The following is a 13,815-nucleotide window of genomic DNA, read 5'->3' as shown; positions in this document are numbered from 1 at the left end:
CGTCAGTTCGTCCCCGCCGCGCCGCGGATATTGTACAGGCCCTCTGCCACCATCCCGCGCAGCTTCTCGCGGTCGAGGCCGAGCTGGAATCCCGACGGCACGCAGCCGCCGAGCACCGGCATGATCCGCTTCAGTGCCGCCTTCTCCGCTTCCGAACGCAGATCCGAGCGGATCAGCATATCGGCACCCAGCGGGTCGCGGGTCGCGACGCAGCGGGCGATGTCGTAATAAGCGAGGTCCCTGACGCCGCTGCCGGTGAAGGCGGCGGGCTCGCCCGTCGCTTCGGCCGGCGGGGTGGCATAGGTGGCGAGATACAGCTTCTCGGCCACGGCACCGCGCAACCCCTCGTCATTCGGCTTGCCGTCACAGCCAAGCGCGGTGACCTTGGCCGCGGCGGCGCGCGCCTCGGCACTGCCCGGCACGGTCGCCAGCAGCGCCTTGGCGGCAGCCGCGTCCTTGCCGACCGCACAGCTCGCATAGTCGAGCGTCGTGCGGTAGGCCGAGGTCGAGACCCCCTGCGCCGCGGCGGGCTGCGCAAGCAGACCGAGCGGCACAGCGGCGATAAGAAGGGCGAGCGGCTTCATCACTTCGAACCGGACGCCTTGCGATAGGCGGCCTCTGCGATCACGCCGCGCAGCTGGGTGCGGGTGAAGGTGATCTTGTCGCCATCGTTGAGGCATTCGCCCATGACCGGTGCCAGTGCGCTGAAGGCGGTCCGCTCATTCGACGAACCTGGCGCGGTCAGCATCATCGCGACCGACTCCTTCGGTGCGGCCTGAACGATGCAATCGCCATAAGCGAGCATGCCGATCGCGTAACGGGTGCGCGGATAGAGAGACTGATAGCTGCCCGGCATCGGCATGGTGAACATCGAAACCTTGCCCGGACGCGCTGCGCCATCGAGCGTGCCGTAGTCGCGCTCGAACAACGCCTCGGCCATCGAGCCGCGAACCGTGGCCGGATCGACCGCGAAATCGCCCATGGTGCGGCAACCCTTGCTGAGCAGCGCAGCGATCGCATCGCTCTCGCCCGACGTGCCGGGCATGGCGCCGAACAGCCCCTGCACCAGAGTCAGGTCGTTCGCGGCGCAGGCGACGAACGCCTGGGTCGATTCCACGGCGCTTTCGGTGGCGACGGGAACACGGTTCCCCTGTTGCGGCGCGGTCATCAGCGCCAGAGAAGCGAGAAGAGCAATCATTCTGCAGCCTCCATCATGGGAGCGTCGCCACCGCCATTGCGTTCGGCAATGCGGCGTTCCAGCTCAGGTCGGAAATGGCGGATCAGGCCCTGGATCGGCCAGGCGGCGGCATCGCCCAGCGCGCAGATCGTGTGCCCTTCCACCTGCTTGGTAACCTGGTGGAGCGTGTCGATCTCGCTGACATCGGCATCGCCGGTGCGCAGACGTTCCATGACACGCCACATCCAGCCCGTACCTTCACGGCACGGGGTGCACTGGCCGCAACTCTCATGCTTGTAGAAATAACTGATCCGGCTGATCGCGCGGACGATATCGGTGGACTTGTCCATCACGATGATCGCGGCGGTGCCCAGGCCCGATCCGACCTTCTTCAGGCCGTCGAAGTCCATCGGGCAGTCGATGATCTCGGCCGCAGGCACCAGCGGCACCGACGAGCCGCCCGGGATCACCGCGAGCAGATTGTCCCAGCCGCCGCGAATGCCGCCGCAATGCTTTTCGATCAGCTCGCGGAAGGGAATGCTCATCTCTTCCTCGACCACGCACGGCTTGTCGACGTGACCGCTGATCTGGAACAGCTTGGTCCCGCGATTGCCCTCGGCGCCGAAGCTGGCGAACCATTCGGGCGAGCGGCGCAGGATCGTCGGGACGACCGCGATCGATTCCACATTGTTGACCGTGGTCGGGCAGCCATAGAGGCCGGCGCCTGCCGGGAATGGCGGCTTCAGGCGCGGCTGGCCCTTCTTGCCCTCGAGGCTTTCGAGCATCGCGGTCTCTTCGCCGCAGATATAGGCGCCCGCGCCGCGATGGACGACGACGTCGAAGTCATAGCCCGACTTGCACGCATTCTTGCCGATCAGGCCGGCTTCATAGGCTTCGTAGACCGCAGCCTGCAGCGTCTCGGCCTCGCGGATATATTCGCCGCGAATGTAGATGTACGCAGCACGTGCACGCATCGCGAAGCCGGCGATCAGCGCGCCTTCGATCAGCTTGTGCGGATCGTGGCGGATGATCTCGCGGTCCTTGCACGAACCCGGCTCTGACTCGTCGGCATTGATGACGAGGAAGTTGGGACGGTCCGGGCGCGGTTCCTTGGGCATGAAGCTCCACTTCATGCCGGTGGGGAACCCTGCCCCGCCGCGGCCGCGCAGGCCGGACGCCTTGACCTTGTCGATGATCGGATCCTGACCGAGCTGCATCAGCGCCTTGGTCTTGTCCCAGTCGCCACGCTTCATCGCGGCCTTCAGTCCCCAGGACTGGAAGCCGTACAGATTGGTGAAGATGCGATCCTTGTCAGCGAGGCTCACGCCTGGTTCCCTTCCGACCGGTTCAGGTTGAAGATGCCGAAGCCGCCGAACAGGAAGCCCAGAATGGCCCAGACCACCCAGGCATCACCCTGGAAGAATTTGAGGCAGGCCAGCGCGAGGAAGATGACGCCCACAACCGGCACGCCAAGCTTGACGGGCTTCGACGTCATTCGCCGCCCCCCTTCTTCTTCGCCTGCGTGGACGCGTAAATCGCCACGAACGATCCCATGAACACCGCGATCAGCGCGAACCAGACGGCGCCGTTCATCGTCCCTTGTCCTTGAAGAAGATCAGGTAGACCGCGACTGCGAGGCCGATCAGCAGCAGCGGCCCGAGCAGCGCGAAGGTCACGCGCAGCACCCAGCCCAGCACGACGAGGCCGCCGATGATGGCGAGGATCGTGACGATCAGGTTCTTGTTGTCGCCGCTCATTACCATTCTCCCCGGTAATCGTGATTGGCGCTCACCATTTCCTTCAGCGTGGTCGCGCCGCCGACCGGCTCTACCGTGTGCCGGCCCGGTTCCTGCGTTCCGGCCTTGGGGCTTTCGCCCTTCGCCAGCGCATCGAGGATCGCGATGGTGCGATCATAATCCAGATCCTCGAAATTATCGTCGTTGATCTGGACCATCGGCGCGGACGAGCAATTGCCCATGCACTCGACCTCGGTCAGCGTGAACATGCCGTCCTCGGTGGTGTGGCCCTTCTTCATGCCGCGCGCCTTGCACGCTGCCATCACATCGTCCGACCCGCGCAGCATGCACGGCGTCGTGCCGCACACCTGGACGTGGAACTTGCCCACCGGGTGCAGATTGAACATCGTGTAGAAGCTGGCGACCTCGAGCACGCGGATCACCGGCAGCGAGAGTTCGCGCGCGACGAACTCGATCACCGGGATCGGCAGCCAGCCCTGCGTATCGGTCTCCGCACCGACCTGACGCTGGGCCAGATCTAGGAACGGGATCGTGCACGACTGCTGACGGCCAGCCGGATAGCGCGACAAGATTTCCTGCGTCTTGGCGACATTTGCCGCATTCCACGCAAACCCGCCCCAGCGAGCGCGCAGTTCGGGGGTATCTTCGAGAGGGGGTTTCTCAGCCATTCACAATCTCGTTCGTCACGCTCGGCTTCGCTTTCCTGCGCAGCACGCGCATCCCGAAAAAGCCAAGCAACAGGACATAGGCGACAGCCATCGCGAGGATAGCGCCGTAGGACATCTCGCTCAGCAGCACGAACGCCAGCACCACCAGCGGCACCGCGAGCAACTGGCCAGCGAAATGGCCCATGAAGGAGACCAGCGTCTTCACCGGATGAACTCCACCCGCTCAACCAGATCGCCGTCGAACGAATAGACGGTCATCACGTCGAACGGCTCGGCGGTGCTGGAGCGGTAAACCCGCTCGTGCAGCACGACGCGGTCGCCCAGCTGGAATTTCTGGAGCACGTCGGCGCGGTTCTCGGGGAATTCAGCGAACACCGCCTTCATGCCCGAACGCACGCCTTCGCGGCCTTCACGCACCACGTCGCCGCGATACATGGCTTCGCTGCCGCCCTCGGCGAACATCTCGGCATAGGCGTCCGCATCGAGCGCGTTGTAATGCGCCATCAGCGTGTCGATCAGGGCGATGCGATCACTCACCGGTCGCACTCCGCATGCCTGCTTCACTATCTTTCCGCTCAAGCCGCTGAACCAACACGATCAGCCAGCAACCCGCCACGAAAGGCAGGGCGGCAAAGACTTCCATGCCAGTTAGTTCGAGCAGATAGAAAGTCGTAACCGCGACAATGACGATGGCAGAAAGGAGCATGAGCCACTTCACCGGTCGCACTCCCCGAATACGATATCGAGCGCACCCAGAATGGCCGTCGTGTCCGCCAGCATGTGGCCGCGCGACATGAAGTCCATCGCCTGGAGGTGGCTGAACGCGGTCGGGCGGATCTTGCAGCGGTACGGCTTGTTGCTGCCGTCGCTGACCAGATAGACGCCGAACTCGCCCTTCGGGCTTTCGGTGGCCACGTAAACCTCGCCCGCGGGAACGTGATAGCCTTCCGAATACAGCTTGAAGTGATGGATCAGCGCTTCCATCGACTGTTTCATCTCGCCGCGCTTGGGCGGGCCGACCTTGCGGTCGAGCGTCATGATCGGGCCTTCGGGCATTTCGGCCAGGCACTGCTTCATGATGCGCGCGGACTGATAGACTTCCTCGACGCGAACCATGAACCGGTCATAGCAATCGCCGCGGGTGCCGACGGGGATCTCGAAATCCATCCGGTCGTACACGTCATAGGGCTGCGACTTGCGGATATCCCAGGGGATGCCCGCGCCGCGGATCATCGGGCCGGAAAAGCCCCATTTGATCGCGTCCTCGCGGCTCACCACCGCGATATCGACATTGCGCTGCTTGAAGATGCGGTTCTCGGCAACCAGGCTGATCGCATCGCCGAACAGCTTGGGCAGACGCGTGTCGAGCCAGTCGCCGATATCGGCCAGCAGCTTGACCGGCGCATCCTGATGGACGCCGCCGACGCGGAAATAGTTGGAGTGCATGCGCGCGCCCGACACGCGCTCGAAGAAGTTCAGGCAATCCTCGCGGATCTCGAACATCCACAGGTTCGGCGTCATCGCGCCGACGTCCATCACGTGCGAACCGAGATTCAGCATGTGATTGCAGATGCGGGTCAGCTCGGCGAAGAACACGCGCAGATATTGCGCTCGCAGCGGCACTTCGAGATCGAGCAGCTTCTCGACCGCCAGCACATAGCTGTGCTCCATGCCCAGCGGCGAGCAATAGTCGAGGCGATCGAAGTAAGGCAGCGCCTGCGAATAGGTCTTGTACTCGATCAGCTTCTCGGTGCCGCGATGGAGCAGACCGACATGCGGGTCGAGCCGCTCGACGATTTCGCCATCCAGCTCCATGACGAGGCGCAGCACGCCGTGCGCCGCGGGATGCTGCGGGCCGAAATTGATCGTGTAGTTCTTGATTTCGACATCGCCGGCTTCCGGCTTGCCGGCGTCGGTGACGCCTTCCAGTTCGTCCAGATACTCAGCCATTGTCCGGCCCTGCCTTCTTCGCACGCGGCTTGCGCGGCGTCTTCACCACATCCGGATCGGCCGGCTTGGGGCCTGCATGCGGACTCGCCTTGCCGATACCGGTATCGGCCGGGCCGTCGCTGGTCTTGGGCGTCTTCGCGCGCGGTTTGGTCACCTTGGGCGCAGGCTCGGCCTTGGCGGGAGCTGCTGCAGGCGGCGCGGGCGGCGGTGCCGGCGGTGTGGGCGCGACGTACTTCTCGTCGCCGGGGAGGATATATTCCGCCCCTTCCCACGGGCTCATGAAGTCGAAATTGCGGAAGTCCTGTGCCAGCTGGACCGGCTCATAGACCACGCGCTTGGCTTCTTCCGAATAGCGCAGCTCGACATAGCCGGTCAGCGGGAAGTCCTTGCGCTGCGGATGCCCCTGGAAACCGTAATCGGTCAGGATGCGGCGCAGATCGGTGTTGCCCGAGAACAGCACGCCGTACATGTCGTACACTTCGCGCTCGAGCCAGCCCGCGACCGGCCAGATGCCCGTCACCGACGGCACCGGCTTCACCTCGTCGGTGGTCACGCGCACGCGCAGCCGGTGGTTCCGGGTGAGCGAGAGCAGCATGTAGCAGACGTCGAACCGATCGGCCCGGTCGAGATAGTCGACCCCGGCGATCTCCATGCACTGCTGATATTCGAGGCCCTTGGTGTCGCGCAGCGCGATCATCGCCTCGATCAGGCGCGTACGCTCGACCGTCAGGTTCACCTCGCCGACCAGATCGGTCGCCTCGATCAGCATATCACCGAGCGCAGCCTTGGCCGCGTCGATCACGCCCTCGTTCGAGGCGTAACGGGGAGCAGAGGTCTTCACCACGCTCACCGTTCGATCGTCCCGGTGCGGCGGATCTTACGCTGGAGCTGCATGATGCCGTACAGCAGCGCCTCGGCGGTCGGCGGGCAGCCGGGAACATAGATGTCCACGGGCACGATCCGGTCGCAGCCGCGCACGACGCTGTAGCTGTAATGGTAATAGCCGCCGCCGTTCGCGCACGATCCCATCGAGATCACGTACTTGGGCTCGGACATCTGGTCGTACACGCGACGCAGCGCCGGGGCCATCTTGTTGCACAGCGTGCCGGCCACAATCATCACGTCCGACTGGCGCGGAGACGCGCGCGGGGCGGCGCCGAAACGCTCCATGTCGTAGCGCGGCATGTTGACGTGGATCATCTCCACCGCGCAGCACGCCAGGCCGAAGGTCATCCACCACAGCGAGCCGGTACGCGCCCACTGGAACAGCTCCTCGGTCGAAGTGACCAGGAAGCCCTTGTCACCCAGCTCGGCATTGATGTCGTTCAGGAACGCGACGTCCGGGAGGGTTCCCGGCGGCGGCGCCTGCGTAAGATCTACTCCCAATCCAGGGCTCCCACTTTCCAGGCGTAGACGAGACCGAGCGCCAGCTCGGCAATGAAGATCATCATCGAGGTCCAGGCGACCCAGCTGGCCGAAGCGCCCAGCTTGAACACCGTGACCGCCCACGGAAACAGGAAGGCGGCTTCGAGATCGAAGATGATGAAGAGGATCGCGACGAGATAGAAGCGAACGTCGAACTGGCTGCGGCTGTCCTCGAACGCGGGGAAACCGCACTCATATTCAGTCAGCTTCTCGGGCGTCGGCTTGTGCGAGCCGGTCAGGCGGCTGACGGCCATCGGCAGAAAGACGAACGCGCTGGAAAGCACGATCGCGACGCCGAGGAACAGCAGGATCGGCAGATATTCGATTAGATCGATCAAAGCTCATCTCGCGAGTGCGGAATCTGACGTGGGCTTTAGGACTCCCTGCCCCGCGAAGCAACGCCTCGGGGAGTGAGAATGACTCGCAATTGGAGTGCAGATACGCAGCCCAAAACGATCCGTGCCGCATCGTCGCGCGGCACGGATCGCAAAAGCCGAAAAGCGCTTTAGCTGGTCTGCTGAACGCAGCGGCGCAGCGCAGCGCGGGCAGCCACAAAACCGGTGACATTCAGGTCGACGACGGTGGCGCCATCCTTGGTCACCTTGAAGCGCCAGCTGTCCGGAAATGCATCGATGGTGGTCGCGGCAGGGAACGACAGCCAATAGCCCGGCATATCGCTATAACCGATCGCGCGACGCTCGCCGGCCATGGTCGGCGGACCCGAGAGCTGCAGCGGCTGACCCGGGCCGTCGGCCACGGTCAGGCCGGGCTTGGCGATCATCATGCCGCCCTGATTCTCGCCGGTGGTGGCGGGCGAAGCGATCATCAGCATGCCCTGCGGCGTCATGAACCCGACCAGACAGTCGCCGCCCTTGCCGCTGACCTTCCATGCGCCGACGGTCTCCATCGGCATTTCCTTGACCTGGGCCTGGGCCGCGACCGGAACGACCGACGCAAATGCGAGCGCAATCAACCACTTCATGACAATTCCCCTTACACCTTTGCGCGGCACGATAGCTTAGTTGCGCGAACGGGCAAGCACTCAGGTGGCGATATTGGTCACGGCGATCCGGTAGATCGGCGTGCCCCGCGCGGGCTGGCCATCCTTGATCGCGCCGGCGGGTCCGTACCGCTCCCACTGCGCATCGCCGACATAATAGAGGTAACCGCCTACCAGCGTGCCGAGCGTCGGTTCCGGCCCTTCGGGCGAAAGCCTGCGAAGCACGGTAACCTGCGTATCCGGTCCGCGGTGCGACGAAGGATAGAGTTTGAGGATGCGCCGCGGACGCGTGCCATTCTGGATCGCGATCAATGCGCCGCCAGTTTGTGCCGCTATCAGACCGTCGATGCCATCGAGCATGATGGGCTGGGCAACGCGAAAGGGCGAAACGGCGCCGGTTGTGGTGTCGACCATCCACAGCCCCGAATCATAGTCGGCAACGTACAGCCGGTCGCCCCTCGGGGAGAGCGCCAGACCCTGCGGGCTGTTGAAGCGCCCGGCGGGCACCAGCGCTTCCAGTTCGGTGCAGCCGGGCCTGCAGCGATGGATCGCGCCCGACACGCTGTTGCTGGCGAACACCGTGCCGTCTGGGGCTACTGTAAGGTCACCGACCATTCCGGGCTTGGGATCGGTGACGGGAACGCGGCGAACCACCTTCAGCGTATCGAGATCGACCGCAATCAATCCCGTCATCCGCTCACCAGTCACCGCCACCTGATCGAGCACGCCGGTGGCAATCCATAACAGCCGGCGCTTCCTATCCACCGACATGCCGAACAGCCCACCACGCGGCGATGCGATCTGGACCTCGTGCCACGCGCCATTCTCGAGATAGGCGAGACGGCCATCGATCACGGTACTGACGAACAGCCTCTTGCGCGCAGCGTCCCATGCGATGCCTTCGACCAGCCGGTACTCGGCAGGCACCGTTGCCACCAGATCCGCGGCGGGTGGCATCTCGACCAGGGCATTATCGTGAAACCTGCTCCGCAACTGCGCGAGCCCGGCGGACGGCTGCAACCCGTACCATGCGCGGGGATCGCCGAGCGTGGCGGGATCGAGCAGCGGCGTGACGCGATCGAAACTGGCATCGGAAAGCGCGCCGCCCATCGCCGCGAGGTCGATCACACCCCGGGTCACCTGTGCGCGATCGCCCGATTCGAGCGCTTCCGAAATCTGCTGGCGTGCGGTGCTGCTGGAATGGGGTGGCGCGGCAGCGGGCGTCGAGGTCATCGGCGGATTCGTCGCGCAAGCCTGAAGCATCAGCGCGGCGGCGACACTCGTTGCGATCCGCTTCATCACCCCTCCTCTGCCCGTTCGAATCATTTCTAGCCGAAATCCACGATTTCCTAAGCCCTTGCCGTCACTATCGTGCAGATGCTCGTCCGCCGCCTTCCCTTCCCCGTCGTCGCAGCAGCCGTTTTCGGGTTGCTCTCGCTCATCCTCGCCTCGCTGAGCGGCGGTCTTTCGGAGAGCCTGATCAATCCCGACGAGGGCGGGCATTATGTCAACGCGCTCTTCATCGGCGACTGGATCCGGGCGGGCTTCCCTTCGCCCATGGCGTTCGCGCAGGATTATTACGCGCACTTCCCGCGCCTCTCGATCGGCCATTGGCCGCCGGGATGGTATCTGCTGGAAGCGCCGATCTTCGCGGTGCTGCGGCCTTCGCCATATGGCGCACTGCTGATCGCGGCGTTCGTCGCAGGACTGCCTTCGGGGGCCATCGTCTGGGCGTTCGACCGGATCGGGCATCGCGCGATCGGGCTGATTCTGGCGCTGACCTATGTCTTCCTGCCGCTGGTGGTCGATGGTGCGCGCTACCTGCTGCTCGACCAGCCGGTCGCGCTGGTTGTCGCGGTCGCGGCGATCCTGTGGGCGAACGCATCGGACAAACCGGGCTGGACCCGCTTCCTGCTGTTCGCGGTCTTCGCCGCAGCCGCGCCGCTGACCAAAGGCAACGGCGCGCTGATCGCGCTGGTGCCTGCCATCGATATCGCACTCACTGACCGCTGGAGGCTGTTGAAGCAGCCCGCTCTGTGGGTCGCCGCGCTGATCACCGTGGCGCTGGTCGCGCCGTGGTACTGGTTCTCGTTCAAGATCTCCGCAGGCGGGTTCAACTATGCCCCGGGCCTCGAATATGCGGGCCTGTCGCTGAGCGCGAACGGTACCGCGCTGCTCGCCAATTTCGGACTGGTCGGGATCGCACTCGCCATCGGCGGGATGGTCTCGGCCTTCCGTCCCGGCGACGCCCGCGAGATGCGGGTCGCGCGCCTGTCGATCGCGGTGGCCGCCGCGACCCTGATCTTTCAGGCTGCGGTCCCCGCCGCGCTCGAGCCGCGCTACGTCACCCCGCTCCTTCCCTGGCTGACCGTGCTGATGGGCCTCGGCCTGCTCAACCTGTGGCGGCTGCACCGCCATGCCCGCTTCGCGACGCCGGTGGCGGCGCTCGCCGCTATTGCGCCTGCCATAGCCGCGCTCTGGGTCCTGCCCGCCAAGCCCGATATCGGCGCTCCGGCACTCGGCCGCACCATGGCGCGCGAAGGCGGGTTGTGGCTGGTCGACGGACGCGCGGGCGGCGAAGGCGCGCTGATCGCCGCGGCTGCGCATGCAGATAATGGCGAGAAGCGCGTGTGGATCAGCCGTGCCTCGCAATGGCTTTCGACCAGCGACTTCATGGGCCGGGGCTATACGCTGACCGCACAGACGCCCGGCGCGGCGCGCAAGATCCTCGACGAGATCGGCGCCAGCGGCGTGGTGTCCGCCGCCGAACTGGACCGCTACGCCTATCCGCACAGCCGCGTGCTGTGGGGCGCGGCCAAGGGCGATGGCTATACCTTCACCGAATGGGGCTTCGCCTCGGGCAAGGGCAGCGTGCTGATCGCGCGCCGCAACCTGCAGGTCGAGCCGAACCTGGCGCTGATCCGCGAGAATTCGGGATCGGTGAATGTCGGCAAGATGAAGACCGCGCTGCGCTGAACGCCGCATATTGCGGCAGGTGCATTATTATCATAACACACCACTTCGAATTGCCGGAGTGACGAAGACGATGCGCGCCCTGCTTGCCTGTTCGCTTGCCCTGACCCTTCCCGCCATCGCTCCAGCCTCCGTGCCGCCCCCAGCGGCGCCCGCACCCGCGGACGCGGTGGAGACGGCCGATATCGCCGGATTCCCTCACGCGAAGCTCTACCGGCTGGCCGGGGAGAAGAAGCGTCCGGTAGTGGTGATCCTTGCGGGTGCGGAGGGTGGCGACGGCGCGGGCAAGCGCTTCGGACCGATCCTGGCGCAGATGGGCTATGCGGCGATCAGCCTGCCTTACTACTCGCCGAACTGGGGCAGCTATGGCCCGCCGCCCGAATATCCCGACCTGCCGGGTAGCTTCATCGACATTCGCGTGGACCAGCTCGCCCGCCTGCGCACCACGCTGGCCGGGATGCCCGGCGTCGATGTCGAGCGGTTCGCCCTGTTCGCGGGCTCCAAGGGATCGGAATTCGCGCTGATCGCCGCGAGCCACTATCCGTGGATCGATGCGGTGGTCGCCTATGCGCCGTCGGATCTGGTGTGGGAAGGCTGGGGCCTGGAGACGCTGGAGGCCGAGGGCACCCGCTCGTCCTTCTCGTTCGACGGCAAGCCCCTGCCCTTCATGCCCTATCGCGGGTTCGTCGAGGGCCTGCAAAAGGGTCCCGCTGCAGACCTGCGCGCGATCCATGAGAATGGCCGTGCCGATCATCCCGGCCGCGAAACCGCCGCGCGCATCCCGATCGAGAATTATCGCGGGCCGCTGATGCTGATCGCGGGAGACCGGGATCATCTGTGGAACTCGGGCCGCATGTCGCGAAACATCGCCGCGACCCGGAATGCCAGGGGGCTGAAGACCGAGACGCTGATCTATCCGCAGGCGGGCCACGATCTGGCCGGCGGATCGGCGGACCCGCGCGAGGATCCCCGCGGTGGCGGCACGCCCGCAGCCAATGCACAGGCGCGGGCGGACTCATGGCCAAAGGTCGTCGCGTTCCTCGCCGGAGCGCTGACGCCCTGATCAGGCGTTGCGGAGCGCGCCTGCCACGAGCTTGTGCAGCTTCGAATGCAACACGTCGTTCGCGGCGAGATACTGGTTGCGCTCGCGCGCCAGATCCTGCCCGCGGAAATCGGTGACGAAGCCGCCCGCTTCCCGGATCAGCAGCATGCCTGCCGCCACATCCCACGGCTGGAGATCGCTTTCCCAGAAGCCGTCGAAACGGCCCGCCGCGACCCATGCCAGATCGAGCGCCGCCGAGCCGAGCCGGCGGATGCCCGCCACTTCAGGCGCGACCGCACCGAAGATGCGGCTCCACTGTGCGAAATTGCCATGGCCCAGGAACGGAATGCCGGTGGCGATCAGCGCTTCGTCGAGATGGCGGCGCGCCGACACGCGCAGGCGCTGGTCCTGCAACCATGCGCCGCGGCCCTTCTCGGCCCAGAAGCTCTCGTCGGTCAGCGGCTGATAGATCAAGCCGGTGGTGATCTCCGGCTTGCCCCCGGCGCCGATCGGCTCCTCGACTGCGATCGAGATCGCGACATGCGGGATGCCGTGGAGAAAGTTGGTGGTGCCGTCGAGCGGATCGATGATCCAGCGCGGCTTGTTCGGATCGCCCTCGATCACGCCGCCTTCCTCCAGCAGGAAGCCCCAGTCGGGCCGCGCCTTGCGCAGTTCCTCGACCAGCGTTTCCTCGGCACGCTTGTCGGCCAGGCTGACGAAGTCGGCCGGCCCCTTGCGGCTCACCTGCAGGTGTTGGACCTCGTTGAAGTCGCGGCGCAGGCGCGGCGCGGCCTTGCGGGCAGCGCGCTCCATGACGGTGAGAAGGCCGGAATGGGAAACCACTTCAATTCTCCAGTTCAGCGGCGAGCGCCACGATTCGGGCGCTGCCTGCCGTAAAGCTGAGTTCGCCCCAGTCACCCTCCAGCGTGAAGCGATCCTGGCCCTCGACATTCATCGCGTCGATATGACCGTAGTCAGGTTCGTCCGAGGCATCATGGGCTGGCGGACGACCGCTCGCGCGGTAATCCAGATCAGCGACGCCCTCGAAAATCAATTTCGAACGTAGATAGCAGTGCTGCTCGCCGGGTTCGGCAGGCCGGTATTCCGGATGTTCGGGCGTCAGAACCGCATCAAGATCGAAGACGATCCGGTTCTCCCCCACATCGAGACCCAGCACCCAGCTGCCCTCGAGATAATGGGAAGAGAACCGAGGATCGTCCTCGTAGCCCACTTAGTCCGCCCGCTTGACGTAGGTCTGCTCGTACACGTCGACCACGATGCGGGTGCCCGATGCGATGTGCGGCGGCACCATGATGCGCACGCCATTGTCGAGGATCGCGGGCTTGTAGCTCGACGATGCCGTCTGGCCCTTCACCACGGCGTCGGCCTCGACGATGGTGGCCTCGATCGTATCGGGCAGCTGCACCGAGATCGCTTCCTCGTCGTACAGCTCCATCACCACGTCCATGCCGTCCTGCAGGAAGGCAGCCGCATCGCCCAGCAGGTCGCGCGGCAGCGTGGTCTGGTCGTAGGTTTCCTTGTCCATGAAAGTCAGCGTGTCGCCCTCGGCGAACAGGAACTGGAAGTCCTTGGTGTCGAGGCGGACGCGCTCGACCGTTTCCGCCGAGCGGAAGCGGACATTGTTCTTGCGGCCGTCGCGCAGGTTCTTCATCTCGACCTGCATATAGGCGCCGCCCTTGCCGGGCTGGGTGTGCTGGATCTTGACCGCACGCCAGATGCCGCCTTCATATTCGATGATGTTGCCGGGACGGATGTCCACGCCGCTGATCTTCATGATCGAGACCTATAGAGCTTGAGAAAGA

The 13,815-nt window shown here is 65.0% G+C and carries 20 protein-coding genes; 2 read left to right on the top strand and 18 right to left on the bottom strand.

All coding sequences use genetic code 11. The features are described from left to right. Positions 1-2: 2 nt before the first annotated feature. From P1X14_RS01395 to P1X14_RS01325, 15 genes are all read right to left on the bottom strand, one after another. Positions 3-584: a hypothetical protein gene (locus tag P1X14_RS01395; RefSeq protein ID WP_277313510.1), complete on the bottom strand. Its 582-nt coding sequence runs from the start codon at positions 582-584 to the stop codon at positions 3-5. Continuing rightward, positions 584-1,198: a hypothetical protein gene (locus tag P1X14_RS01390; RefSeq protein WP_277313509.1), complete on the bottom strand. Its 615-nt coding sequence runs from the start codon at positions 1,196-1,198 to the stop codon at positions 584-586. The genes P1X14_RS01395 and P1X14_RS01390 overlap by 1 nt, the downstream gene beginning before the upstream one ends. After that, entirely contained in the window at positions 1,195-2,502 is a 1,308-nt protein-coding gene (gene nuoF / locus P1X14_RS01385; RefSeq protein ID WP_277313508.1) for an NADH-quinone oxidoreductase subunit NuoF, read from the bottom strand. Before nuoF ends, P1X14_RS01390 begins: the two co-directional genes overlap by 4 nt. Beyond that, positions 2,499-2,672, bottom strand: a complete 174-nt coding sequence (locus P1X14_RS01380) for a hypothetical protein (RefSeq protein ID WP_277313507.1) — start codon at positions 2,670-2,672, stop codon at positions 2,499-2,501. The genes nuoF and P1X14_RS01380 overlap by 4 nt, the downstream gene beginning before the upstream one ends. 94 nt (positions 2,673-2,766) lie before the next feature. Next, a complete protein-coding gene (locus P1X14_RS01375; protein WP_277313506.1) occupies positions 2,767-2,934 on the bottom strand; it encodes a hypothetical protein in 168 nt (55 codons plus the stop codon). Next, positions 2,934-3,602 carry an NAD(P)H-dependent oxidoreductase subunit E gene (locus P1X14_RS01370; protein WP_277313505.1) on the bottom strand — a complete coding sequence of 223 codons (669 nt, stop codon included), beginning with the start codon at positions 3,600-3,602 and terminating at the stop codon, positions 2,934-2,936. The genes P1X14_RS01375 and P1X14_RS01370 overlap by 1 nt, the downstream gene beginning before the upstream one ends. Beyond that, on the bottom strand, positions 3,595-3,807 hold the full coding sequence (locus tag P1X14_RS01365; protein WP_277313504.1) for a hypothetical protein: 213 nt from the start codon (positions 3,805-3,807) through the stop codon (positions 3,595-3,597). The genes P1X14_RS01370 and P1X14_RS01365 overlap by 8 nt, the downstream gene beginning before the upstream one ends. Further along, positions 3,804-4,148 (bottom strand): nuclear transport factor 2 family protein, encoded by a 345-nt coding sequence (locus P1X14_RS01360; RefSeq protein WP_277313503.1) that lies wholly within the window; start codon positions 4,146-4,148, stop codon positions 3,804-3,806. Before P1X14_RS01360 ends, P1X14_RS01365 begins: the two co-directional genes overlap by 4 nt. After that, entirely contained in the window at positions 4,132-4,320 is a 189-nt protein-coding gene (locus tag P1X14_RS01355) for a hypothetical protein (RefSeq protein WP_277313502.1), read from the bottom strand. The genes P1X14_RS01360 and P1X14_RS01355 overlap by 17 nt, the downstream gene beginning before the upstream one ends. Further along, positions 4,317-5,552 (bottom strand): NADH-quinone oxidoreductase subunit D, encoded by a 1,236-nt coding sequence (locus tag P1X14_RS01350; protein ID WP_277313501.1) that lies wholly within the window; start codon positions 5,550-5,552, stop codon positions 4,317-4,319. The genes P1X14_RS01355 and P1X14_RS01350 overlap by 4 nt, the downstream gene beginning before the upstream one ends. Further along, positions 5,545-6,393 carry an NADH-quinone oxidoreductase subunit C gene (locus tag P1X14_RS01345; RefSeq protein ID WP_277313500.1) on the bottom strand — a complete coding sequence of 283 codons (849 nt, stop codon included), beginning with the start codon at positions 6,391-6,393 and terminating at the stop codon, positions 5,545-5,547. The genes P1X14_RS01350 and P1X14_RS01345 overlap by 8 nt, the downstream gene beginning before the upstream one ends. A 5-nt stretch (positions 6,394-6,398) precedes the next feature. Further along, positions 6,399-6,938, bottom strand: coding sequence for an NADH-quinone oxidoreductase subunit B (locus P1X14_RS01340; protein WP_277313499.1), 540 nt, complete (start codon positions 6,936-6,938; stop codon positions 6,399-6,401). After that, the gene (gene ndhC / locus P1X14_RS01335) at positions 6,929-7,315 is read right to left on the bottom strand and encodes an NADH-quinone oxidoreductase subunit A (protein ID WP_277313498.1); all 387 of its coding nucleotides are present in this window, start codon (positions 7,313-7,315) and stop codon (positions 6,929-6,931) included. The genes P1X14_RS01340 and ndhC overlap by 10 nt, the downstream gene beginning before the upstream one ends. Positions 7,316-7,482: 167 nt before the next feature. Then, a complete protein-coding gene (locus P1X14_RS01330) occupies positions 7,483-7,959 on the bottom strand; it encodes a hypothetical protein (protein ID WP_277313497.1) in 477 nt (158 codons plus the stop codon). A gap of 60 nt (positions 7,960-8,019) precedes the next feature. Further along, positions 8,020-9,276 (bottom strand): hypothetical protein, encoded by a 1,257-nt coding sequence (locus tag P1X14_RS01325; RefSeq protein ID WP_277313496.1) that lies wholly within the window; start codon positions 9,274-9,276, stop codon positions 8,020-8,022. Positions 9,277-9,354: 78 nt separating this feature from the next. Here P1X14_RS01325 and P1X14_RS01320 point away from each other — a divergent pair, with 78 nt between their 5' ends. Together P1X14_RS01320 and P1X14_RS01315 are read left to right on the top strand one after the other, a co-directional pair. Further along, the gene (locus tag P1X14_RS01320) at positions 9,355-10,953 is read left to right on the top strand and encodes a glycosyltransferase family 39 protein (protein ID WP_277313615.1); all 1,599 of its coding nucleotides are present in this window, start codon (positions 9,355-9,357) and stop codon (positions 10,951-10,953) included. 130 nt (positions 10,954-11,083) lie between these two features. Continuing rightward, positions 11,084-12,013, top strand: coding sequence for an acyl-CoA thioester hydrolase/BAAT C-terminal domain-containing protein (locus P1X14_RS01315; RefSeq protein WP_277313495.1), 930 nt, complete (start codon positions 11,084-11,086; stop codon positions 12,011-12,013). Here P1X14_RS01315 and P1X14_RS01310 read toward each other — a convergent pair whose 3' ends face one another. From P1X14_RS01310 to efp, 3 genes are read right to left on the bottom strand one after another with little or no spacing between them, the layout of a single operon-like run. Further along, the gene (locus tag P1X14_RS01310; RefSeq protein ID WP_277313494.1) at positions 12,014-12,835 is read right to left on the bottom strand and encodes an inositol monophosphatase family protein; all 822 of its coding nucleotides are present in this window, start codon (positions 12,833-12,835) and stop codon (positions 12,014-12,016) included. It abuts the gene before it with no gap. A 1-nt stretch (position 12,836) separates the two neighbouring features. After that, positions 12,837-13,223, bottom strand: coding sequence for a hypothetical protein (locus P1X14_RS01305; protein WP_277313493.1), 387 nt, complete (start codon positions 13,221-13,223; stop codon positions 12,837-12,839). Next, entirely contained in the window at positions 13,224-13,787 is a 564-nt protein-coding gene (efp, locus tag P1X14_RS01300; protein WP_277313492.1) for an elongation factor P, read from the bottom strand. Positions 13,788-13,815: the final 28 nt, after the last annotated feature.

The sequence above is a fragment of the Sphingomonas sp. AOB5 genome, assembly GCF_029433115.1.
In the GTDB taxonomy this organism is placed as follows: Bacteria; Pseudomonadota; Alphaproteobacteria; order Sphingomonadales; family Sphingomonadaceae; genus Sphingomonas.
Note: the sequence above shows the minus strand (reverse complement) of the source record. Positions and strands in the feature narration are given on the sequence as shown.